The sequence below is a fragment of the Thiohalocapsa halophila genome (assembly GCF_016583825.1).
Classification (GTDB): domain Bacteria; phylum Pseudomonadota; class Gammaproteobacteria; order Chromatiales; family Chromatiaceae; genus Thiohalocapsa; species Thiohalocapsa halophila.
The window spans coordinates 16,300-37,816 of sequence record NZ_NRRV01000015.1 but is presented as its reverse complement, the minus strand read 5'-3'; the positions used below and the strand labels follow the sequence as shown (position 1 = coordinate 37,816).

The window sequence follows — 21,517 nt, the reverse complement described above, 5'->3', positions numbered from 1 at the left end:
CGTTCAGATGGACATCAGGTCCGCTTCCTTCTCCTCCAGAATCCGGTCCACTTCTTTGACGAACTGATCGGTCAGCTTCTGGACGATCTCTTCGCCGCGGTGCTCGTCGTCGGAGGAAATGAGCTTCTCCTTGGCCAGCTCCTTGAGCTGTTGATTCGCATCGCGGCGGATATTGCGCACCGCGACCCGTGCCTGCTCGGCCTCGGCACGGGCGATCTTCTGCAAGTCGCGTCGGCGCTCTTCGGTCAGCGGCGGCATGGGCACGCGGATCACGGTGCCAGCGGTGTTCGGGTTGATGCCGAGATCCGACTGGATGATCGCCTTCTCCACCACGGGCACCATGTTGCGGTCCCAGGGCGTGACGGTCAGGGTGCGGGCGTCTTCCACGGCGACGCTCGCCGCCTGACTGATGGGCACGTCGCTGCCATAGTAGGACACACGGATATGGTCCAGCAGCGACGGGTGGGCCCGTCCGGTGCGGATCTTGGCCAGCTCATGGCTGAGCGCCTCGGCACTCTTGGCCATGCGCTCTGCGGCGTCTTTCTTGATGTCGTCGATCATGCTTCGTGTCCAGGCTCGACCAGCGAGCCGATATCCTCCCCGGCAGCGACGCGCTGGAGCGCACCGGGCTCGAAAATACTCATGACCCGCAACGGGATGCCATTGTCCCGGCACAGCACGACGGCGGTGAGATCCATGACTCCCAGGCGCTCGCGCAGCGCTTGGTCATAGGTGATGCGCGGGTAAAAGCGCGCCTCCGGATCCCGTTTCGGGTCCGCGGAATAGATCCCGTCCACCATGGTCGCCTTGACCATCAAGTCGGCGTTGATCTCGACGGCCCGCAGACTGGCGGCGGAGTCGGTGGTAAAGAAGGGATTGCCGGTGCCAGCGGCGAAGAGCACCACGCGGCCCTTCTCCAGGTGGCGAACCGCGCGCCGGCGGATGTAGTCCTCGCAGACCTGGTTGATCTTGAGCGCGGACATCACCCGTGTCGGCACGCCGAGGCGCTCCAGCGCATCCTGCATGGCCAGCGCGTTCATGACCGTCGCCAGCATACCCATGTGATCGCCGGTGACTCGGTCCATGCCGCGACTGGCGAGACCGGCGCCGCGGAAGATATTCCCGCCCCCGAGCACGACGGCCGTCTCGGTGCCGGCGCGTGCGCAGTCGGCGATGTCCTGCGCAAGGCGCGCGAGGACGTCGGGGTCGATGCCGCACTCGGCATTACCAAGCAGGGCCTCGCCGCTCAGCTTGACGAGAATCCGGCGCGGTCGGGGCGATGCTTCGGTCATGAGCGGGGCGGACTGTTGACGAAGCTGGTGACGAAGCTGGGCATGGGCTCGGCGGCGAAGGCCTGACTCGAAAGGCGGCTGCGATGGGCATGATACCCGAGCAGCGTTGTTGGGGTGCGCCCAATCGGGGCCGCCGCACGACGCCGGCCAGCAAACGCGAGCCGCGGCCGGCGCACCGAGACCCGGCGCGCGGCCGGAGCCGGTCCGCGGCTGCGGCCGCCGGGGGCAAGCACGCGGGTCACTCGGCCTGCTTGGCCTGCGCCTCGACCTCTTCGGCGAAGTTCTCCGCCTTCTTCTCGATACCCTCGCCCACTTCCAGCCGCGCGAAGGCGGCCACGCTGGCACCGGCCTGCTTCAGCAGCTTCTCCACGCTGATATCCGGGTCCTTGACGAAGGCCTGACCCAGCAGCGTCACCTCCTCGGTGAACTTGCGCATGCGCCCGCCAATGATCTTGTCGACGATCTCCGGCGGCTTGCCGCTCTCCAACGCCTGCGCCCGGAAGATCTCGCGCTCGCGATCCATGGCCTCGGCAGGCACGTCATCGGCACTGATACACATGGGATTGGTGGCCGCGATGTGCATGGCGATGTCGCGCCCGAGGGTCTCGTCGCCGCCGACCAGGTCCACGATGACGCCGATGCGCACACCATGACGATAGCTGTACAACCGACCCGCCGGCGCATCGAAGCGCACCAGCCTACGCAGCTGGACGTTCTCGCCGACCTTGGCCACCAGCGCCTCGCGAGCGGTGTTGACGGTGGCGCCGTCGCCGCCAGCCAAGGGCTGCTCCGCCAGGGCGTCGACGTCTGCCGCCGTGCTGCCCAGGGCCGTCTCGCCGACGGCCTCGGCGAAGCCGACGAAATTCGCGTCCTTGGCGACAAAGTCGGTCTCGCTGTTGATCTCGACCATGACACCGCGGGAGCCGTCGTCAGCGAGGCGGAGCTCCACGACGCCGTCGGCTGCAGTTCGCCCGGCCTTCTTGGCGGCCTTCGCCTGGCCGGACTTGCGCATGGCCTCGATGGCGGCTTCGATGTCGCCGTCGGTCTCCTGAAGCGCACGCTTGCATTCCATCATGCCGGCGCCCGTACGCTCGCGAAGCTCCTTTACCAAACTGGCAGAGATTGCCATTGCCTACTCCAAGTGCTGCAGAATCTGGAAAGATGAGGGTCTGAAAGGGCTGGTCGAGCTCGCCGCGGCAGCTCAGGACGCCGCTGGCGCTTCGGCTTCGGCTTCGGGCGCCGTTGCTGCGGCGGGCTCCGGCTGGGGCTCTGGCTGGGACTCCGGATGGGGCTCCGCTTGCGCCTCGGGCGCCGGCGCGTCCCCACGACGGCCGGCCATCGCAGCGGCGGTCTGCCGGCCGTCGAGGACGGCATCCGCGGCGCCTTCGATGTAGAGCCGTACGGCGCGGATGGCATCGTCGTTACCGGGGATGACATAGTCGATGCGGCTCGGGTCGTTGTTGGTATCGACCACGCCCACCACCGGGATGCCGAGCTTGTTGGCCTCGGAGACGGCGATTTTCTCGTGGCCCACGTCGACGACGAACATGGCATCCGGCAGACCGTCCATGTTCTTGATGCCGCCTAGGCTGCGCTCGAGCTTGTCGCGCTCGCGGCTCAGCGTCAGCGCCTCCTTCTTGGCAAAACGCTCGATGCTGCCGTCTTCGAACATGGCCTCCAGATCCTTGAGCCGTTGGATGGACTGGCGCACGGTCTTGAAGTTGGTCAGCATGCCGCCGAGCCAGCGGTGGTTGACGAAAGGCATGCCGCAGCGGCTGGCATGCTCCCGGATAGCCTCCTGCGCGGCACGCTTGGTGCCGACGAACAGGATGCGCCCGCCATTGGCCGCGAGCTTGCCGACATAGCTCATCGCCTCCTGGTAGAGGGGCAGGGTCTTTTCCAGGTTGACGATGTGGATCTTGTTGCGCTGCCCAAAAATGTACGCGGCCATCTTCGGGTTCCAGTAACGCGTCTGATGGCCGAAGTGGACACCGGCCTGCAGCATCTGCCGCATGGAAACGTCGCTCATGAGTTGTGCCTCTGTTTGGGTTGGACCTCCACGCGCCCCATGCTGCAACCCGGTATGCGGGCACCCAGCACCATGTGTCGGCACGTGTGTGGCATTGCGGCAGCCGCGGCGCAACCGCAGGGGTTGCGGCCCAGCGGCTTTGCCGTTCGGGACCGATTGGGGATCGATCAGGTGGCGCCAGCTACCTGCCAAGCTCCGAAGAGAGCCTGCGTCGCCTTAGGATGAAGGCCACGCGGCGAGGTGCCGCCGCCACGACGGAAGCGGGATACAGGCTGTTTGCCCAGCTCCGCCCAGTTTTATACCATGCAGGGCCTTTTTCGAGCAAACCAGCGCTCGGCAAACCAATGGCCGGCTTGGTTGATTGCTGCGGCGATCCCACCTCCGCCTGACCCTTGGCTCAAATCAACTTTAGGTAGCAGCGCTGGCGCTGCAAATGGAAACGAATTGTGGATGCCTCTCGGAACAACATGGCGGTCAGCATCAAAACCGACGCCGAGATCGAGAAGATGCGCGTCGCCGGCCGGCTGGCGGCGGCGGTGCTGGAGATGATCGGCGAGCATGTCGTGCCGGGCGTCACCACCGGCGAGCTCGACCACATCTGCCACGAATACATCGTCGACGTCCAAGGGGCCGTGCCGGCGCCGCTCAACTACCGCGGCTTCCCGCGCTCTATCTGCACCTCGGTCAACAACCAGGTCTGCCACGGCATCCCCGGTAACAAGCGGCTCAAGAAGGGCGACATCGTCAACATCGACATCACGGTCATCAAGGACGGCTACCACGGCGACACCAGCAAGATGTTCTTCGTCGGCGAGCCGTCGGTGCTGGCGAGGCGCTTGGTGAGCATCACCCAGCAGGCCATGTACACCGGCATCGCAGCGGTGCGCCCGGGCGCGACGCTCGGCGACATCGGCCACGCCATCCAGACCTTCGTCGAAGGCCACAATTACTCCGTGGTGCGCGAGTACTGTGGGCATGGCATCGGCCGCGAGTTCCATGAAGACCCCCAGGTGCTCCATTACGGCAGCCCGGCGGACGGCCTGACGCTACAGCCCGGCATGTGCTTCACCATCGAGCCCATGGTCAACGCCGGTAAGCGCCAAGTAAAGCTGCTGCAAGACGGCTGGACCGTTGTCACCAAGGACCGCAGTCTCTCGGCGCAATGGGAGCACAGCATCCTGGTGACGCCGGAAGGCTACGAGATCCTCACTCTGCGCGACGAGGAGCGCGCCGCGGCCGCGGCCTGAAAACAGCCCGCACCGCAGCTCCAGAGACGGGCGCCCAGCGCCGGGCGTCCAGCAGCGCGGCCCCGACATAGGGACCCGGCATCAGTGTCCGGCGCAGGACGCCGGTGCAGGCCACGCCATCCGCCGCGCCAACCGCACACCAGCCAGGGCACGAGCGAGCAGGGGCGGCCGCACTCGACGGCGGCACGCACGCGGCGCATGCTGGTGCAAACCGCAACGAATTCCCCGGAGCCGACGTCATGGCCCAGGTGCATACGAGCCTTCCACAAGCCGCCGCGCAGGCCCCGGCCGGTGCCGCCGGCGAGGCCAATGTCATCGCCGCCTACAAAAGCGAGCTGGCCGAGGCGCGCGCGGCGCTGTTCGCTCGCTACGAGCGGGGCGAGCCCGTCGCCGAGCTGGTCGGGCGCTGGAGCCGCGAGATCGACCGCCTCGTCGCCGCCGCGTGGCAGCGCTTCCTACCGGAGTCCGAGGCCGCGGCCGTGGTGGCCGTCGGTGGCTACGGCCGCAGCGAGCTGCACCCGAGCTCCGACATCGACCTGCTGATTTTGGTGGGGGATGACGCCGCCGAGCGCCTCGCCGAAGTGATCGGCAGTCTGGTGATCTTCCTTTGGGATATCGGCCTGGAGATCGGCCACTCGGTGCGCACGGTGGACGACTGCCGCTTTGAGGCCGCCGACGACATCACGGTGGTGACCAACCTCTTGGAGGCCCGACTCATCGACGGCGACGCCGTGCTGTTCGAGCGCATGCGCCACGCCGTCGGCCCCGACAGTATCTGGCCGAGCGAGGCCTTCTTTGCCGCCAAGCGCGCGGAGCAGCGCAAACGCCGCCACAAGTACGGCGACACCGCCTACAACCTGGAGCCGAACATCAAGGAAAACCCGGGCGGCCTGCGCGACATCCAGATGATCGCCTGGGTGGCCAAGCGCCATTTCGGTGCCGAGAGTCTGCACCAGCTGGTGGATGAGGGCTTCCTCACGGAGAGCGAGTACTTGGCCCTGCGCGAAGGCCAGGCCCTGCTCTGGCGCATCCGCTTCGCGCTGCACCGCCTCACCGGGCGGCGCGAAGACCGCCTGCTGTTCGACTACCAGCGCACGCTCGCCGATGAGCTCGGCTTCACGGATTTGGGTGACAACCTGGCGGTGGAGCAGTTCATGCAGCAGTACTACCGCGCCGTGATGGAGCTGAACAGGCTCAACGAAATGCTCATGCAGCTGTTCCAGGAAGCCATCCTACTGCATGATCAGATCGGCCCGCCGGAGCCCATCAACAAACGCTTCCAGGTGCGCAGCGGCTACCTGGAGGTGACCCACCCGCAGGTGTTCGCGCGCTCGCCCTTTGCGCTATTGGAGATCTTCCTCGTGCTCCAGCAGCACCCCGACCTTCAGGGTGTGCGCGCCAGCACCATCCGGCTCATCCGCGAGCATCGCCATCGCATCGACGACGACTTTCGCGAGGACGTGCGCGCCCGCAGCCTGTTCATGGAGATCCTGCGCCAGCCCCAGGGGGTGACCGCGGCGCTGCGGCGCATGAACAGCTACGGCGTGCTGGCCGCTTACGTCCCGGCCTTCGCGAACATCGTCGGGCGCATGCAATACGACCTCTTCCACGTCTACACCGTGGACGAGCACACGCTGCGGCTGTTGCGCAATCTGCGCCGCTTCACCATCCCGGAGCACAACGGCGAGTTCCCGCTGTGCTCCGCCATCGCCCAGCGCATCCCGAAGCTGGAGCTCTTGTACCTCGCCGGGCTCTTCCACGACATCGCCAAGGGCCGCGGCGGCGACCACTCCGTGCTCGGCGCGCGCGAGGCCTGGGACTTCTGCCAGCTGCACTATCTCAGCGAGTACGACAGCCGCCTGGTGGCCTGGCTGGTGGAGCATCACCTGCTCATGTCCATGACCGCCCAGCGCAAAGACATCTCCGACCCCCTGGTCGTCCAGACCTTCGCCGAGCAGGTCACCGATGCAAATCGCCTGGATTACCTCTACCTGCTCACCATCGCCGATTCCCGGGCCACCAACCCCAAGCGCTGGAATTCCTGGAAGAACGCCCTGCTGCGGGACCTCTACCAGGCCACTCGCCGGGCCCTGCTGCGGGGCCTCGACAACCCGCAAGCGCAGGACGATCTCATCGAGCAGAAGCAGCGCGAGGCCATGCGCCTGCTCGCCTACGAGGGTATCGACGCGGACGCCTGCCGCGACCTCTGGAGCCGCTTCGGCCTGGACTTTTTCACGCCGAGCTCGCCGGAAGAGATCGCCTGGCAGACCCAGCGCATCCTGGCCACAGACCCGACGGAGCTACCGCTGGTGGTGATCCGCCCTCTGGCTTCGCGCGGCTGCACAGAGGTGTTCCTGTTCTCTCGCGACGAGAAGAACCTCTTCGTACGCATCACCGCGCTCTTGGATCAACGCGCGCTCAACATCATGGATGCCCGCATCACCACCACCGACGATGGCTACGCCGTCAACGCCTTCCAGGTACTTGGCCCCGACCATCGCCCCATCGATCAGGGCACCGACACCGACGAGCTCCGCGAGCTTTTGCTGGCGGCGCTGCGGCGCTCGGACGCCGAGCGCCCATTGGTCAATCGCCGCCTGCCGCGGCAGCACCGGCACTTTTCGGTGGAGACCCGCGTCAGCTTCGCCGAAGACCCGCGTAACCGGCGCACCATGATGCGGCTCACCACCCTGGACCGCCCCGGACTGCTGGCGGAGATCGGCGCCGTGTTCGAAGCCTGCGACATCCGCCTGCAAAGCGCCAAGATCGCCACCGTCGGTGCCGAGGTGGACGACGTCTTTTTCATCTCCACCCAGGACGGCGCGCCCATCACTTCCGAGCAGACGCTGACCTGCCTGCGCCAGCACATCCACGACCAACTGGAGGGTAACGCCGACGGGCGGTCCTGATGGGCGACCGGCGGGCGCGAATCGCGGCGTCGCCACGGCTCCCGACCACCTTCTTCACCAGGATGGCCTTGGCCTGGAACATTGACGACGATTGCTGTCTGTCCTAAAACCGACTATCAGCAGTCTCTGATATGGAGCCGCACGGCCGCCATGGCCCGCAATGTCCGGAAGATGTCGTCAGCCGCTGTCGGTGCGGACCCCCGCGCGGTCCCCGCGGCGACAGGTACACCCACACCCCGGTGCGCGCTTGTGAGCATGCCGGGGACCCTTACCGCCGTGCTGCTACTGAGCGCAGCCGCCGCCACAGCGCAGCCGGCGGGGAGCGCGGCCGACGCCTATGCTCAGGCGCCCCCAGCCACGGCCACGGCGGCCCGGACGGGTAGCGACAGCCAACCGGCGCCTCAGGGCAGCCCCGCCCCGGACGATATGGTGCCCCGCTGGCTGGAGGCGGTGCGCGCCCAGCGTCGTGCGCTTCAGGAACGCCGCCGGGCGCAGCACCAGGCGCGGCGCCGAGCGTTGGATCCGGTGGGCACGGCGCGCCAAGAGGCCATGGAAGAAAAGTTCCAACGCCGGCGCCAAGAGAGGCGGGACATGATCGCCCAAGAGCGCTGGCTGTTCCTGAACTTCGGGCCTTGGCTCTCACCGCTGTCAACGCCGCCCGGCGTCGCACCGCCAGCGGGCCCGGCCCCCTTCGAGCCGCCGCCGGATTTCGTCGACGACGCCGAGCGCGTGCCGTCTGCCGACGACCCGCCGGAGTGGGACAACGGCTGGTATTTCCGCGGCTGGTAGCCCTACTGCCCCGGCTGTTTTGGCTCGCGCGGGTTGCTGGACTTCGGCGGCGACGCAGAGGTGAGCACCGGCAAATCCGACTCGGCGTAGACCAGCCGCTCCGCCTGCTTCTGCTCCCGGGCGCGGATCATCTTCTCCTGCCGAGAGCGCACGCCATAGCCGAGCGCAGCGCCGCCAGCGGCGGAGATGGTGAGCAGACCCAGAGTCATCAGCTGCGCGAACATCAGCGCCACGCCGACCCCCACGGTGCCGCCCACGGCCAGGCCGGTCTTAAGCGTGGCGCCGCCGGAGCTGCGCTTGCGCTGTTTGGCGAGCTTGGCCTTGTCCTTTTCGGCGCGGATGCGCAGCTTCTCGCGCTCGCGGGCGTGGCGCTTGTGCTGGCGCGCCACCGCCTGCTCCTTGACGCTGCCGATGACGGAGTCGAACCACAGCGCCACCAGCAGCCCCAGCGTGGCCGCCAGGGCGGCGAACAGCCAGGCGGTCTGTTGCAGGTCCGTCATCAGCGCCGTATAGGTGAGCAGTGCGGTGGCCACCTGCAGCAGCAGGATACCGATCAGGAACTTGAAGACACCGCCGATACGCGGTCCCAGCATGCCGTACTCCTGCCGCTCAGCGGCCCTGTTGGACGGCCGACACCCACAAGGGTGCGCTCCAGACTGCCGCCTGCCCAGCGTCGGGCTCGCCGAGCACGAACAGCCACTCGCCCGCCGGTCCTGCTGCCGCCGCGTCGATGCTCGGGTCCGGGAACATGTCGATGAGCCGCCCGCGCACCGCCAGCAGGCTCTCCACCCGGCCGGCGGCCGCCGGCGCAATCTCCCGGTCGTAGGCGTCGACGACACTGTACATGTATTCAGGGCCGACGCGGCTCAGGTCCACGAGCAAGCGCGGGCCCTGCGTCTGCCCGGGCGCCTTGCCCGGCACCAGCCACGGCTCCAGGCTGGAGACCAGGAAGGGCCCGGGCGCCGTCGCCAGGCGCGCCGCCAGCGCGGACTCCCCGGCGCGGCGCAGGTAGTCCGCGAGCGTCCGGCGCATGGCAGCGGACAGCGCGGGACCGCTGCGCTCCGCCAGCGGGGAGGTATTGCGCCGCGCATGCACCGGCACCAGAAAGGTGTGCGCGGCGGGGTCGGGGCGGCCGCCGTCCGGACCTGCCGCCAGCACATAGGTCTCGATGACCCGCAGCAGCTCGCGGTAGGTGGCCAGGTGCTCATCCGCGCCCCCAGCGTCGGCCTCGCCGGCGAGGATATAGGTGTAGATGCCATAGCCCGGATCGGCGCTGCCGAGCAGCTGCCCCAGGTCGTCGGCATCGCGCTCGGCGGGCGTCCGGGTGCGGGCGCCCAACGGGAAATAGAGCATCGCAGAGTCGTCGCCAGCGCCCGCCAGCGGCGGCGGTCCGCCGCCATCGCCCGCGCGCCCGGAGCCGGCGCGCAGCAGGCCCTCGGCGGCGGCCCGCTCGATGACCAGCGCCGTCGCCTCGCCGCTCAGCGCCACGGCGCGCTCGATGACGGGTACGGCCGCCTCGGCCCCGTACCGAGCCACCACTTCGGAGACGATCTCGGCGAGATCACCACAACGGCCGATGATGAGCGCGTCCGCCGCCAGCGCCGGGGCCACGCCCCCCGTTTGCAGCTCTGCCACCAGCGAGCGCAGCAGTGAGGACTCGGTGACGCTCGCCGGGCGGCTGCCACAGCGCCCGGCGACCGCCCGGCGCAGCGCCGGATCGCCCGCCGGCAGCTTGGCTGCACCATCCCCGAAGGCGTTGTCGCCACCGGCGGCCGGGAGCCCGCTCACCAGCTCCTCGGCCGGGCGCCAGCGCGGCGGCTTACCGGGATCCACCCGCGCGCCAGGCATGTCGGTGGCCGCCGGCACCGTGGTCGGTGCTGCATCCGCGGCGGCAGGCGCCCCCGCAGCTGCTCGCTCATTGCCCACACCGCCGGGCGGCTGCGCGCAGGCGCCGAGCAGCAGCACGGCGGCGGGCAACAGGACAATGACGGATCGGGACATGGCGACAACTGCGTGACGGGAGCGGCCGGCGCGCCGAGCGCACGACGGCGGGTTGCAGGCGTTGCCGATGATAGCGGAATCGCGTTCGCCTCAGCACCGCCGCCGGGGATTGAAAACCGCCGCCCACGCGCAACCTCGCGACCGACGGGCGCATCGCCGCCGTGCGCGGCGCCGCGGCACCGATCCGCGCGCCCTGGCGCCGCTGCTGCCCGCCTCCCCAGACCCCGACCGCCGAGATCCATGGACAAGCCCTACTCCCCTGCCTGCGACGAGAATAAAGCCCCCATCCTGGCGGTGCTGACGCCGCTGTTCGCGGACCGCCGCCATGTGCTGGAGATCGGCGCCGGCACCGGCCAGCACGCGGTGCACTTCGCGCCGGCGCTGGCGCACCTCACCTGGCAGGCCAGCGACGTCGCCGCGCACCTGCCCGGTATCGGGCGCTGGCTCGCCGAGGCCGATCTGCCGAACCTGCCCCCGGCCATCGAGCTGGACGTGGACGGCCCCTGGCCCGAGCCGGACCCGGCGGCGCCCATCGACGCCGTCTACAGCGCCAATACGGCACACATCATGGCCTGGACTCAGGTGGAGCGCATGCTCGCGGGCGTCGGCGCCCTGCTGCCGGCGGGGGCGCCCTTCGCGCTCTACGGCCCCTTCAGCAACGGCGGCCGGCACACCAGCCAGAGCAACGCGGACTTCGACCGCATGCTGCGCGCCCGTGACCCGTTCTCCGGCGTGCGCGATCTGGACGACCTGATACCCGTCGCCGAGGCCGCCGGCCTCGCGCTGGAAGACGACATCGCCATGCCCGTCAACAACCGCACCCTCGTCTGGCGCAAGCGCTGAGCCCGCTCGCCGGAGCACCTTCCCGAGGATGGAGAGCCGCCCCATGAGCAGCAACCGCAACGACCTGGATCGCGCCCGTGCCGCCTGGCGCTGGCGCGGCCAGCAGCGCCCCGATTTCGCCGTCACCCCGGGCCCGGGCCAGGAATCCGTCTGGGACTATCCGCGCCCGCCGGCCTATGTCCCGGACAGCCGCCACGTGAGCGTCTACGCCGGCGACACACTGCTGGCCGACACCCACTGCGCCATGCGCGTGCTGGAGACCGGCAGTCCGCCCACCTTCTACCTGCCGCCGGAGTCGGTGGACATGGCGCAGCTCACCCCCTCCGACCGGCGTACCTTCTGCGAATGGAAGGGCCGAGCCGAATACTTCCACGTCACCGACAGCAGCGGCCGCCGCATCGACAACGCCCTGTGGCGCTACCCCGACGCCTTCGACGACGCCGCGCCCATCGCCGGCTGGTTCGCCTGCTACCCGTCCCAGCTGCGCTGCTTCGTGGACGGCGAAGCCGTGCGCGCCCAAGCGGGCGGCTACTACGGGGGCTGGATCACCGACGAGCTGGTGGGCCCCTTCAAGGGGGAGCCCGGCACCGGCCACTGGTAACACCGCCCGAGCCTTTCGCGGCATGGCCAGAAAGGAGCCGGTGACCCCGGCGGTGCGGGTGCTGCGGGCGGCGCGCGTCGCCTTCACCGGCCACCCCTACGCCTACCAACAAGGCGGGACGGGGGAGTTCGCCGCCCTGCTCGGCGTCGACGAGCATGCCGTCGTCAAGACGCTGATCATGGAAGACGACGCCGGCGCTTGTCGCGGCAGGGATGCCGCTCCCACGACGGCACGTGCTGCCGGAACATGCGTCACCAGGGTCCGGCATGGACGATGTGGCCACCGCCGGCGGGGGCGAGGCGGATGGCCGCTGGGAGAGGTCGCGGCTGCCGGAGTCTCCGCGGCTCAGTCTACCGCCGCGCGCTGCACCAGCGTTGGCCGGCGGTGCCCGAGCAGCCAGCGGGGCCGGCGGCGGTACCAGCGTAGATCCTGGCCGCGGAGGGCGTGGCAGGTCCCGTCGCAGGAAAAGATTCTGAGCTCGGCCAGGCTGGCGTTGCGCAGCAAGCCGGGCACCGGCGCGAGCCACTGCTCCAGGTCGCGGGCCGCGGCGGCCCAGGCGTCCAAGTCGCGGTCCGCCAGGGCCTCGTCCAAGGCATCCCAGAGCACGAGCAACCGACCGCCGGCGCCGGCTCCGGCGAGGAGCTCGGCGGCATCGCCCCCGGGATGCGACTGACAAGGCAAGCCCGCCGCCGCGGCGAGGCCCTGCAGCAAGGGCCCGGGGCCCGCGGCCAGGTCCGGCGGCGTCGCCGGCGGCTGCCAGGTCCCGCCGCCCCAGCACCACAGCCCGTTCACCGCCGGGCGCCCGGCGGCCTCGCGCGCCTGGCTCAGCGGGTGTTGGAACAGCAGCATCTGCGCCTCGCTCATCAAGGCGCCCCAGCGCGAGGCATCGGCGCCCGTAGGCAGGTAGCGGTCGATATGCTGGCCCGCGACCTGCGCCAAGGGCGTGGTCTGTATCGCCGGCGGCTTCTCGCAGCGCAGGTACCAGCGGTCCGCCGCCGGCGCGTGCCATTGCAGCCCATCGTCGGCGAAATGCGCGTTCAGCGCCGCCACCAGCCCGTCCGCCTCGGCGCAGCTGATGCCCAGATGGCGGGCGTCGAAGAGCCGCAGCAGGTCCCGGTCCGGGCGCAGGTGCACCGGATCGGCGTGCAGCCACCAGCCCTGGCGGTCCCAATCCGGATCATCGGCGGCCAGCGCATAGGGCGCGGCGACCTCGGCCCCGAACCGGGCCACCAGCACCGAGGGCAGGTCGGCCCAGGCGCTGTCCGCGTCCTTCCGGGCCCGGTCCAGCAGCAGGTCCAGCGTCGGCGTCCGGGGCGGCTCGGGCGGTTGCGGTACGGGGCCGAGCAGGCCGGGGATGATCAGGTCGAGGGTGTTGGGCATCGGCTGGCGTGGGGAGTGGGAAGTGCGGGGTTGGGAAGTGAGTAGTGCGCGGTGCGCAGTGCGGGGTCGCGTCGGTGCCGAGACACACTCCGACCTCTCTGCGGCCTACTCAAGGAGTACGGAGTACGAAGTACGAAGTACGCCTCTGGATACTCGACGGCCTTTCGACCTGGCGGCACCCCCCGCACTACGCACCCCGCACCGCGCACTACGCACTGCGCACCCCGTACTCCCCCCTCACAACTCCCGCGTCGCAGAAAACCGGATATCAGGCCACCGCTCTTCGGTGAGCTGAAGATTCACCCGCGTCGGCGCCAGGTAGACCAGCTGGTCGTCGCCGTCCAGGGCCAGGTTGTCGTGGGCCTTGGTCTTGAACTGCTCCAGGAGCTTGGGGTCGTCGCAGTTGACCCAGCGGGCGGTCTGGACCTGCACGGGCTCCACCACGGCCTCCACGCCGTATTCGTCCTTGAGCCGGTAGGCCGCCACGTCGAATTGCAGCACACCGACGGCCCCCAGGATCATGTCGTTGTTCTTAAGCGGGCGGAACACCTGGGTGGCGCCCTCCTCGCAAAGCTGGAGCACGCCCTTGTGCAGGGCCTTGGTCTTGAGCGGGTCCTTCAGCACCACGCGGCGAAACAGCTCCGGGGCGAAGTACGGGATGCCGCCGTACTTGAGGTCTTCGCCCTCGGTGAAGGTGTCGCCGATCTGGATGGTGCCGTGGTTGTGCAGACCGATGATGTCTCCGGGCCAGGCCTCGTCCAGGCGCTTGCGCTCTTCCGCCTGGAAGGTGATGGCGTTGGCCACCTGGACAGTCTTGCCAATGCGCGCATGGCGCATCTTCATGCCCTGCTTGTAGCTGCCGGAGCACACGCGCAGGAAGGCGACACGGTCGCGGTGGGCCGGGTCCATGTTCGCCTGGATCTTGAACACGAAGCCCGAGAACTTGCCCTCCTCCGGGTCCACGCTGCGGCTGCCGGCCTCCCGCGGGCGCGGCGGCGGGGCGTACTCGGCGAAGGCGTCCAGCAGCTCCTTGACGCCGAAGTTGTTGATGGCGGAGCCGAAGAACACCGGCGTCTGCTTGCCCGCGCGGTAGGCGTCCAGGTCCAAGGGGTGGCTTGCGCCCTGCACCAGCTCCAGCTCCTCGCGCAACTCGGCGGCTTGGTCGCCCAGCAGCTCGTCCATGCGCGGGTTATTCAGCCCCTCGATGACCTCGCCGGTCTGGATCCTGCCGCCGTGGGTGGCGCTGAACAGGTGCGTGCAGTCGTGGCGCAGGTCGTAGACGCCCTTGAAGCGCTTGCCCATGCCGATGGGCCAGGTCACCGGTGCACACCGGATCTTCAGGACTTCTTCGATCTCGTCCAGGATCTCGACGGCGTCCCGCCCCTCGCGGTCCAGCTTGTTGACGAAGGTGAGGATGGGCGTGGTGCGCAGCCGGCACACGTCCATGAGCTTGATGGTGCGCTCCTCGACGCCCTTGGCGGCGTCGATGACCATCAGCGCCGAGTCCACGGCCGTCAGCGTACGGTAGGTGTCCTCGGAGAAGTCCGCGTGGCCGGGGGTGTCCAGCAGATTGACGATGGACTCGCCGTAGGGGAACTGCATGACGGACGAGGTCACGGAGATGCCGCGCTGCTTTTCAAGCTCCATCCAGTCGGACGTCGCATGCCGCGCCGCCTTGCGGCCCTTGACGGTGCCCGCCATCTGGATGGCGCCGCCGAACAGCAGGAGCTTCTCCGTCAGCGTCGTCTTGCCGGCGTCGGGGTGGGAGATGATCGCGAAGGTGCGCCGTCGCGCGACCTGGTCGTGCAGTTGAGACATAAAAATGGGGCGTGGTGCAAGGCCTCGAGGAAACCGGACATTGTAGCTGTCCGGGTCCGCGGCAACCAGGCAGTCCGGCGGTTGCACGCTTCCCGAAGATCTGCGACCTCGCCCAGCAAGGGTAGGTGCGCGCGACCGAGCTACCGCTCCAGAAAGAGCTCAAAGAGGTCGACGCACGGCTGACGCCAGAGATCAAGTTCGTAAGTCCGTCCACCGCTGTGGGAGCGCCGTCCTCGGCGTGATCGGGGCCAGTCGCGGCGGGGACGCCGCTCCCACGGCGGCGGCGTGAATGCCGCCGACGCGTGCCCTGCGGTGCCGGCATTGCTGCAAACGCTTTCACGGGCGACATCCCGTCACAATCCCCGACAAGGAGCACTACCCATGAGCGTCAAGAATTGGTCCTACCGCATCAACGGCAAGACCATCCTCGATCTCAATCCCTTCGTCTTCGTCGGCTCATCGATCATCATCCTCGCCTTCGTCGCCGGCAGCTTCGTGTGGCTGGATGTCATGGAAGAGGTGTTCAACGCGGTCCAGGCCTGGATCGCCAACACCACCGGCTGGTTCTTCGTGCTGGCGATCAATGTCATTCTGATCTACGTGATCTATCTCGGCTTCTCGCGCTTCGGTCGGAGGCCAACATGATCGGCGCCGCCGTGCTGCTGCTCTTCGTGGTCGCCGTCGGCCCGACGCTGTTCATTCTCAACGGATTCGTGGAGAACCTCGGGCTCTATCTCAACGACTTCTTCTACCTGGCGCTCTGGAACGAGACCTATTCCGCCGGCGACTGGCAGAACGCCTGGACCGTGTTCTACTGGGGCTGGTGGATCGCCTGGTCGCCCTTCGTCGGCATGTTCATCGCGCGGGTGTCGCGCGGGCGCACCATCCGCCAGTTCGTGGCGGGCGTGCTGCTGGTGCCGACCCTGCTGACCTTCCTGTGGCTGTCGATCTTCGGCGACGCGGCCATGTACTTCGAGCTGTTCAAGGACGGCGGTATCGCCACCGCAGCCCAAGAGAACCTGACCACGTCGCTGTTCGTCTTCCTCGACACCCTGCCGGGGGCGACCTTCACCGGCGGCACCGTTGCCACCCTGGCGACCCTCTCCGGCGTGTTGGCGACGCTGATCATCATCACCTTCGCCACGGGCCTGCCGTTTGCGGTCCTGCTGCTGTTGCTGATCTGGAGCTTCCACCGCGCCCTGAGCCAGCACTCCCCGGGCGCGCCCGGCCAGCGCGGTGCGGCACCGGAGCCCGGCGACCTGGCCGGCGAAAAACGGGGCTGAGCCCCGGCAGCCATCGGCCTGGGCAGGCGCATGGGCCTGGACCCCGGCCGGCGCGCCCGCCGCCGACGGCCCCGCAGCCCGGCAGGACTCAGCCGTCGGCGGTGTGCGCCTTCTGACGGGCGATGACCACGGCGTCCCGGACCGCCTCCCGGGGCGGGCTCGGCCAGAGGCCGTCGTGTCGCAGGCTGTTGCTGCCGAAGCCCGGTCGGTCGTCGGCGGGCTCCAGCGAGCCGTCCTGCTTCACCAGGAAGAGCCCTTCGGTACTCGCGGCATCGCTGCGCACGATGATGCGCGCCACGGACGCCTCCTCCCCGTAGTCCACCTGATAGAGATAGGTGTGCCCTCGTTGTCGTTTGATGTACAAGCCAACCCTCCTCCGGTGTTGTCATTTTTTCGTCATCTGCACCGACGCGAGCCTACCCCAAAAGCCGCAGGCGGGCGACGGCAGGGCGAAGCCTGGGCGAAGCCTGGGCGGCACAGGGGCGACACAGGGACGACACGAGGGCAACACATTGACGAGGCCCGCAGTCCGGGGTACCGGCCGTTGACGCGCGGCTTGCCGGTGCCGATGATCCAGCATAGAGCGCAACAGCTCGGCCGATACCCCGAGCCCGACCACAACCAAGCGACGGGAGGAGCGACGGGACCATGCCGGCCCTGCTGCGGATCACGGCCCTGGTGCTGCTGGTGGTCATCGCCGCCTGGCAGTTCTCCACCGACGACCAGCGCCGGCGGCTGCTGGTGGCCTTCGGCGTCGCTGACTCCCTGGAGCAGGCGGCACTCACCGGGCTGACGCTGGTGGGGCCAGGTTTCCGACTGGTGCTCTTGGAGCCGCTGCCACCCGTTCAGCGCTACGTCGCCGCGCCCGGGCCGGGCGCGACGCCGCGACCGCCGACACCCCGCACCAGTGCTGCGGCCAGGGCCCGCCCGACCATCGGCCACGGCGGTGACCCTTGTGCCGCCGGCGCGGCCCGCAACCCGAGCCGCGCGCGCGCACCCACCCGGGTGCACCGCTACCGGGATGCCAACGGCCGCCCGGTGTTCTCGGACCGCGCGCCGACAGGCACAAATGCCCAAGTACTGGACCTCACCGGGGACACCGGCGTCGGCCGCTTCTCGGCGGAGTACGACTTCGACGGCCTGACCCCGCCGCTCGGCTTCCAACACCAGTTGGAGATCGATCTCGACGGGGTCTTCCATTTCCTTGCCGACGACCTCCGTCTCACCGGCGTGGAGCCGGTGCACCTGCGCCTGCGCATCGTCGACGGCCGCCCGCGCTTCGCCCGGCTCGCCGGCGCCACGGGGCTCGATACCACCAGCGGCTTCTACACCCACAGGGACAACCTCGCCGTGGTGCGCTGGATGGGCGATGCCCGCACCCGTGCCGTGGCCCGCCACGAGATCGCCCACCTGGCGCTCGGCAACTGGCTCGGGCGCACGCCCCTGTGGCTGAACGAGGGGCTCGCCGAGGTGGTGGAGCGCATGCGCTTCCAGCAGAGCTTCGCCGTCGCCGACGCCTCGAAGCGCACGCTCGACCGGGTGCGGCGGCTGGAGCGCGCCGGCCGTCTGCCGAGGCTGCGCACCTTCCTTGCGAGCAATCGCTCGGACTGGAACGACTGGGGCAACGACACCGCCTATCCCTATGCCTGGTCCCTGGTGCATTTTCTGCTTCAGGAGCCGATCCGGCAGCGAACCGTCACGGGCCTGCTGCGCCAGCTGGCGTCGCATCGCTGCCGTCCGTTCGACCACGTGGGCTTTGTGGAGCAGGATTATTTCGGCGGTCTCGCGGGCATGCACCGGGACTGGCGGCGCTGGCTGGCCGGGGAGGCACGCCCGCTGCATTTTTGAGCCCGGAAACGCGAGTCGAACAGGGGCTTCGGCGAGTCTCCCACCGGCGGCGACGGAATCACCGTGGTCACTGCCCGCTGCGGCCGCAGCAGCCGGTCACGGCCCCATTAGGTCAGCACCAGGGCGAGCGCGTCGACCGGCTTTGGGCGTCTGGGAGCCGTCATGCATCCACCTCGATCACCGCCTCCACCGGCCGACGCAGGCTGTAGGGCGCCACCGGCCCATGCCCCAAACGCAGCAGCAGCTGTGCCGTTTCGCCCGCCAGCCCCAGCGCCCGCCGCAGCGGCTCGCGCAGTGACGGCACCTCTACCGGCTGGTTGATGAAGGCGCTGCGGATGCCGAGCGCCGTCGCCTGGAGTGCCAGGCGCTCGTAGGCGCGCCCGGCATCCACCCAGGCGGCAGGACTGTCGTCGGCGGCGAGGACGGCGGCGAGCAGCGGGGAGCTTCGGATGTTGGCGGTGTCCGTGTCCGCCTGACCCTGGCCCGTCAGCACGAAGCGCAGCAGCGGGCGCGCCAGCCAGCGGGGCAGAGAGGGCTGGCCGGAGGTCCGGGCCGCGAGGCCGTCACCGGTGGCGAGCGCCTCGGCGTCGTTGAGCCTGAGCCAATGGATGAGCTCGCGGCGGAAGGCCGAGTCCGTCAGCTGCGCCACATCGCCGGCGCGCACGTAATCAATAATCGTATCGCGCAGCGCCGGGCTGTCGATGAGCCGCGTGCGCGCCCGCCCCACCGTCCCCGCCTGCTCCAGCAGCGCGCCCGCGTCTGCGGCGATGGGCCGGCCATCGAAGGGCCGGCGGGTACATTGGCGGTGCACCAGCGCGCGCGACAGCGGCGTTGGCCCGAGGCCCGCCGACGGCTCGAAGCGCACGGTCAGGCACTGCTCGGGCGCGTCGAAGTGTACCGTTGCCGCGTGTCCCTGGGCGGCGGCGGCCTGCACCAGATTCTCGGCGGCGCAGCCCAGGCTGCGGAAGAGATGCGCGTCGTCCGGGTCCACCACCGGGCAGCGGCGCTCGAAGTCCGGCACCACCGCGATGGCCGCAGCGCCGAGCCGAAAGCGCCAGGGCTGGGTGTTGTGGCTGGACGCCGCGAGCGTGGCCAGCCGCACCAGCTCGCGCAGATCCAGCGGCCCGTCTGCGTGCTCCAGGGCAGGCCGCCGCTGTGCCGCCACGGCCGTCTCATAAGGGCTCAGCATCACTTCCCCCGCCTTCCTCCACGCGAAGCGGCGCCCAGCGCGCGGGCCTGCGCCGCTCCAGACGGCGCAGATGCCGGCGCACCCGCAGCCACTGGCCTCGCCTCGTGCGCAGCAGGCTAATGCAGAGCCCAAGGCGTCGGCAATGGTCGCGCGCGGCGGCGCCAGCGACGCTCCGTGTTCGAAAAACCCCCTATGTCAGGAACTTACAGAAGCGGTCGGTCCTTTCTGACAGGCCGTGCGTCCGAAAGTCACAGCAACCCGCTCGGCTTTGTGGCTAGCCTGAGACCATGGCGATGCGCGGCACGCGACCCGGAAGTCCAGGGGACATCCGGCACCTCGCGCCGAGCACCGCCCCAAGCCCGGGGTCGGCCACGGTCGGCACCGGCCCAAAATCCCGAACATGGCGTTCGGGATGCCGCGTAGTGCCTTCCAGCGAGGACCAAGCCATGACCTGCCTGCACCTTCCGAAGCCGCAGCGACTCCTGCCCATCGCCCTGGTGAGCCTGTCGGCGAGCCTCGGCAACGCTGGCGCCGCCGACGTCTCCGACATCGAGCTGCGGCGGCTGTTCGACCCCACGCAAGCGGAGCTCGCCGCCGAGTCCGACGGGCGAATCTACATCTACGACGGCCTCACCGATATCGACGTCCAGCGGGCACTAAACGAGGAGTTCGATCGAGTGGAGAGCATGATGTTCATCCGCACGAAACAAACGGACGAATCCGGCGGGGTGAAGCGCGATGCCGACACCGGCGCGGTGGAGTACGAAGACGACGGGTGTTGACGCCGACACGCGTCACCGAGTCGAAATCACCTGATACAGCCATGATCGAGCTCTTCGGTGCGGCCGCGGCGACACCGGGGAGCTCACCACCATGGTGGTCTGAGCCGTCTCCGGGTTGCCCGGCCCGCACGGGGCACGCCGATCATCGGCGTGCCCCTGAGACAACACTAAACATCAGCATATTCAAATATTGGTAAAAGCCCGCCTCAGATCCACGAAAGCCTTAATGCGCTTGCGCCGATTCGCCAAAAGCCGCAGCATTGGTGGAATTGGGAATGCTGAATATTGACAGTCCCAAACATCGGCGCTGACGGGCGCATCCCGCCGGACCCGGCTTCGGCGATGCGGTGCCGCTGGGCGCCGCCGGCCGCCGGCGCCCAAGCCGAGCCAAAGACCGAATACGCGCGAAGGCGGCCACAAAATAAGCCCAGCCCGCACGCCCTCACCACCAGGACCAGCGAGCAGTACCCAGCATGACCCCGGCAGACCTCACTTTCGTTCGCGAGCACATCGCCTCGCGTATCATCGGCCAGCGCAAGTTCATCGACAGCATGCTGGTGTGCCTGCTGAGCGACGGCCACCTTCTGGTTGAGGGGATGCCCGGGCTCGCCAAGACCACCGCCGTGAAGGCCCTGGCGGAGGCCATCGAAGGCGACTTCCACCGTATTCAGTTCACGCCGGACCTGCTGCCGTCGGACTTGATCGGCACGGACATCTACCGCCACGAGCAGGGGGAGTTCGAGTTCCGCCCCGGGCCGCTGTTCCATAACGTGCTGCTGGCCGACGAGGTCAACCGGGCGCCCGCCAAGGTGCAGTCGGCGCTGCTTGAGGCCATGGCCGAGCACCAGATCACCGTCGGCCAGCGCACCTATCCGCTGCCCAAGCTTTTCATGGTGCTGGCAACGCAGAACCCGGTGGAGCAGGAGGGCACCTACCACCTGCCGGAGGCACAGCTGGACCGCTTTCTGATGCAGGCGGTGGTGACCTACCCCACGCGCGAAGAAGAGCTGGAGATCCTGGCACTCGACAGCCGCCAACAGACCGAGCCCGACCCCGAGCCCGCCAAGCCCCTGAGCCAGGAGCAGCTCTTTGAGATGCGCCGCAACGTGGCCGAGCTCTACCTGGACCCGAAGCTGCACAGCTACATCGTCGACCTGGTCCAGGCCACGCGCCACCCGAAGCTCTACGACGCCGACCTCGCACGCTGGTGCCGCTTCGGCGCCTCGCCCCGCGCCAGCATCGCCCTGGCCCGCTGCGCCCGCGCCCGCGCCTGGCTGGACGGCGACGAGTTCGTCGCGCCCCATCATATCCAGCTGGTGGCGCCGGAGATCCTGCGCCACCGGCTGCTGCTCACCTTCGAGGCCGAGGCCGAGGGCATCACCACGGACGAGTTCGTGAATCGGTTGTTGAATTTGGTGGCGATTCCTTGAGAGGAGAGTACGAAGTGCGGCGCACGGAGTACGGCGGCCTGCTTTCCACGGATGCACCAACCGCAAGGCTGGCCCG

20 protein-coding genes are annotated in these 21,517 nt (G+C 68.9%); 10 read left to right on the top strand and 10 right to left on the bottom strand.

Annotated features, from left to right (window positions below; genetic code table 11):
• Positions 1-3 precede the first annotated feature (3 nt).
• The 4 genes from frr to rpsB form a co-directional block, all read right to left on the bottom strand.
• A complete protein-coding gene (gene frr, locus CKO31_RS08330) occupies positions 4-561 on the bottom strand; it encodes a ribosome recycling factor (protein ID WP_200235852.1) in 558 nt (185 codons plus the stop codon).
• Complete coding sequence (gene pyrH / locus CKO31_RS08325) at positions 558-1,292, bottom strand: UMP kinase (RefSeq protein ID WP_200235850.1); 735 nt, start codon at positions 1,290-1,292, stop codon at positions 558-560. Before pyrH ends, frr begins: the two co-directional genes overlap by 4 nt.
• A gap of 238 nt (positions 1,293-1,530) precedes the next feature.
• Entirely contained in the window at positions 1,531-2,421 is an 891-nt protein-coding gene (tsf, locus tag CKO31_RS08320; RefSeq protein ID WP_200235848.1) for a translation elongation factor Ts, read from the bottom strand.
• 72 nt (positions 2,422-2,493) lie between these two features.
• Positions 2,494-3,321 carry a 30S ribosomal protein S2 gene (rpsB, locus tag CKO31_RS08315; protein ID WP_200235846.1) on the bottom strand — a complete coding sequence of 276 codons (828 nt, stop codon included), beginning with the start codon at positions 3,319-3,321 and terminating at the stop codon, positions 2,494-2,496.
• Between the two features lie 467 nt (positions 3,322-3,788).
• Between rpsB and map the strand changes: the two genes are divergently transcribed.
• From map to CKO31_RS08300, 3 genes are all read left to right on the top strand, one after another.
• Positions 3,789-4,568, top strand: coding sequence for a type I methionyl aminopeptidase (gene map, locus CKO31_RS08310; protein WP_200235844.1), 780 nt, complete (start codon positions 3,789-3,791; stop codon positions 4,566-4,568).
• Between the two features lie 239 nt (positions 4,569-4,807).
• Positions 4,808-7,477, top strand: a complete 2,670-nt coding sequence (gene glnD / locus CKO31_RS08305) for a [protein-PII] uridylyltransferase (protein WP_200235842.1) — start codon at positions 4,808-4,810, stop codon at positions 7,475-7,477.
• Positions 7,478-7,726: 249 nt separating this feature from the next.
• Positions 7,727-8,266, top strand: coding sequence for a hypothetical protein (locus tag CKO31_RS08300; protein ID WP_200235840.1), 540 nt, complete (start codon positions 7,727-7,729; stop codon positions 8,264-8,266).
• Positions 8,267-8,268: 2 nt separating this feature from the next.
• Here CKO31_RS08300 and CKO31_RS08295 read toward each other — a convergent pair whose 3' ends face one another.
• Complete coding sequence (locus CKO31_RS08295) at positions 8,269-8,859, bottom strand: hypothetical protein (RefSeq protein ID WP_200235838.1); 591 nt, start codon at positions 8,857-8,859, stop codon at positions 8,269-8,271.
• A 16-nt stretch (positions 8,860-8,875) separates the two neighbouring features.
• A complete protein-coding gene (locus tag CKO31_RS08290) occupies positions 8,876-10,267 on the bottom strand; it encodes a hypothetical protein (RefSeq protein ID WP_200235836.1) in 1,392 nt (463 codons plus the stop codon).
• Positions 10,268-10,507: 240 nt separating this feature from the next.
• Between CKO31_RS08290 and CKO31_RS08285 the strand changes: the two genes are divergently transcribed.
• Positions 10,508-11,110 carry a DUF938 domain-containing protein gene (locus CKO31_RS08285; RefSeq protein ID WP_200235835.1) on the top strand — a complete coding sequence of 201 codons (603 nt, stop codon included), beginning with the start codon at positions 10,508-10,510 and terminating at the stop codon, positions 11,108-11,110.
• A 43-nt stretch (positions 11,111-11,153) separates the two neighbouring features.
• Positions 11,154-11,711: a DUF427 domain-containing protein gene (locus tag CKO31_RS08280; RefSeq protein WP_200235833.1), complete on the top strand. Its 558-nt coding sequence runs from the start codon at positions 11,154-11,156 to the stop codon at positions 11,709-11,711.
• Between the two features lie 345 nt (positions 11,712-12,056).
• Here the strand turns inward: CKO31_RS08280 and CKO31_RS08275 are convergent, their stop codons facing one another.
• Positions 12,057-13,091, bottom strand: coding sequence for a phosphoglycerate mutase (locus CKO31_RS08275; protein ID WP_200235831.1), 1,035 nt, complete (start codon positions 13,089-13,091; stop codon positions 12,057-12,059).
• A 237-nt stretch (positions 13,092-13,328) separates the two neighbouring features.
• The gene (locus CKO31_RS08270; protein WP_207147978.1) at positions 13,329-14,909 is read right to left on the bottom strand and encodes a peptide chain release factor 3; all 1,581 of its coding nucleotides are present in this window, start codon (positions 14,907-14,909) and stop codon (positions 13,329-13,331) included.
• A gap of 381 nt (positions 14,910-15,290) precedes the next feature.
• On the opposite strand from CKO31_RS08270, the gene CKO31_RS08265 reads away from it, so the two are divergent.
• Together CKO31_RS08265 and CKO31_RS08260 are read left to right on the top strand one after the other, a co-directional pair.
• Complete coding sequence (locus CKO31_RS08265) at positions 15,291-15,554, top strand: BCCT family transporter (protein ID WP_200235829.1); 264 nt, start codon at positions 15,291-15,293, stop codon at positions 15,552-15,554.
• Positions 15,551-16,192, top strand: coding sequence for a BCCT family transporter (locus tag CKO31_RS08260; protein WP_200235827.1), 642 nt, complete (start codon positions 15,551-15,553; stop codon positions 16,190-16,192). The genes CKO31_RS08265 and CKO31_RS08260 overlap by 4 nt, the downstream gene beginning before the upstream one ends.
• Positions 16,193-16,280: 88 nt before the next feature.
• Here the strand turns inward: CKO31_RS08260 and CKO31_RS08255 are convergent, their stop codons facing one another.
• Positions 16,281-16,556, bottom strand: coding sequence for a hypothetical protein (locus tag CKO31_RS08255; RefSeq protein WP_200235825.1), 276 nt, complete (start codon positions 16,554-16,556; stop codon positions 16,281-16,283).
• A 284-nt stretch (positions 16,557-16,840) separates the two neighbouring features.
• On the opposite strand from CKO31_RS08255, the gene CKO31_RS08250 reads away from it, so the two are divergent.
• Positions 16,841-18,040, top strand: coding sequence for a DUF1570 domain-containing protein (locus tag CKO31_RS08250; protein ID WP_200235824.1), 1,200 nt, complete (start codon positions 16,841-16,843; stop codon positions 18,038-18,040).
• 160 nt (positions 18,041-18,200) lie between these two features.
• Here CKO31_RS08250 and CKO31_RS08245 read toward each other — a convergent pair whose 3' ends face one another.
• Positions 18,201-19,229, bottom strand: coding sequence for an Acg family FMN-binding oxidoreductase (locus CKO31_RS08245; RefSeq protein WP_200235822.1), 1,029 nt, complete (start codon positions 19,227-19,229; stop codon positions 18,201-18,203).
• A gap of 446 nt (positions 19,230-19,675) precedes the next feature.
• On the opposite strand from CKO31_RS08245, the gene CKO31_RS08240 reads away from it, so the two are divergent.
• Both CKO31_RS08240 and CKO31_RS08235 read left to right on the top strand, forming a co-directional pair.
• Entirely contained in the window at positions 19,676-20,011 is a 336-nt protein-coding gene (locus CKO31_RS08240) for a hypothetical protein (protein WP_200235820.1), read from the top strand.
• Between the two features lie 473 nt (positions 20,012-20,484).
• Complete coding sequence (locus CKO31_RS08235; protein ID WP_200235818.1) at positions 20,485-21,441, top strand: AAA family ATPase; 957 nt, start codon at positions 20,485-20,487, stop codon at positions 21,439-21,441.
• Positions 21,442-21,517: the final 76 nt, after the last annotated feature.

Coding starts and splice junctions, on each gene's coding strand:
- frr (WP_200235852.1), bottom strand. CDS start 561: ATGATCGACGACATCAAGAAAGACGCCGCAGAGCGCATGGCCAAGAGT.
- pyrH (WP_200235850.1), bottom strand. CDS start 1,292: ATGACCGAAGCATCGCCCCGACCGCGCCGGATTCTCGTCAAGCTGAGC.
- tsf (WP_200235848.1), bottom strand. CDS start 2,421: ATGGCAATCTCTGCCAGTTTGGTAAAGGAGCTTCGCGAGCGTACGGGC.
- rpsB (WP_200235846.1), bottom strand. CDS start 3,321: ATGAGCGACGTTTCCATGCGGCAGATGCTGCAGGCCGGTGTCCACTTC.
- map (WP_200235844.1), top strand. CDS start 3,789: ATGGCGGTCAGCATCAAAACCGACGCCGAGATCGAGAAGATGCGCGTC.
- glnD (WP_200235842.1), top strand. CDS start 4,808: ATGGCCCAGGTGCATACGAGCCTTCCACAAGCCGCCGCGCAGGCCCCG.
- CKO31_RS08295 (WP_200235838.1), bottom strand. CDS start 8,859: ATGCTGGGACCGCGTATCGGCGGTGTCTTCAAGTTCCTGATCGGTATC.
- CKO31_RS08290 (WP_200235836.1), bottom strand. CDS start 10,267: ATGTCCCGATCCGTCATTGTCCTGTTGCCCGCCGCCGTGCTGCTGCTC.
- CKO31_RS08285 (WP_200235835.1), top strand. CDS start 10,508: ATGGACAAGCCCTACTCCCCTGCCTGCGACGAGAATAAAGCCCCCATC.
- CKO31_RS08280 (WP_200235833.1), top strand. CDS start 11,154: ATGAGCAGCAACCGCAACGACCTGGATCGCGCCCGTGCCGCCTGGCGC.
- CKO31_RS08275 (WP_200235831.1), bottom strand. CDS start 13,091: ATGCCCAACACCCTCGACCTGATCATCCCCGGCCTGCTCGGCCCCGTA.
- CKO31_RS08270 (WP_207147978.1), bottom strand. CDS start 14,909: ATGTCTCAACTGCACGACCAGGTCGCGCGACGGCGCACCTTCGCGATC.
- CKO31_RS08265 (WP_200235829.1), top strand. CDS start 15,291: ATGAGCGTCAAGAATTGGTCCTACCGCATCAACGGCAAGACCATCCTC.
- CKO31_RS08260 (WP_200235827.1), top strand. CDS start 15,551: ATGATCGGCGCCGCCGTGCTGCTGCTCTTCGTGGTCGCCGTCGGCCCG.
- CKO31_RS08250 (WP_200235824.1), top strand. CDS start 16,841: ATGCCGGCCCTGCTGCGGATCACGGCCCTGGTGCTGCTGGTGGTCATC.
- CKO31_RS08245 (WP_200235822.1), bottom strand. CDS start 19,229: ATGCTGAGCCCTTATGAGACGGCCGTGGCGGCACAGCGGCGGCCTGCC.
- CKO31_RS08240 (WP_200235820.1), top strand. CDS start 19,676: ATGACCTGCCTGCACCTTCCGAAGCCGCAGCGACTCCTGCCCATCGCC.
- CKO31_RS08235 (WP_200235818.1), top strand. CDS start 20,485: ATGACCCCGGCAGACCTCACTTTCGTTCGCGAGCACATCGCCTCGCGT.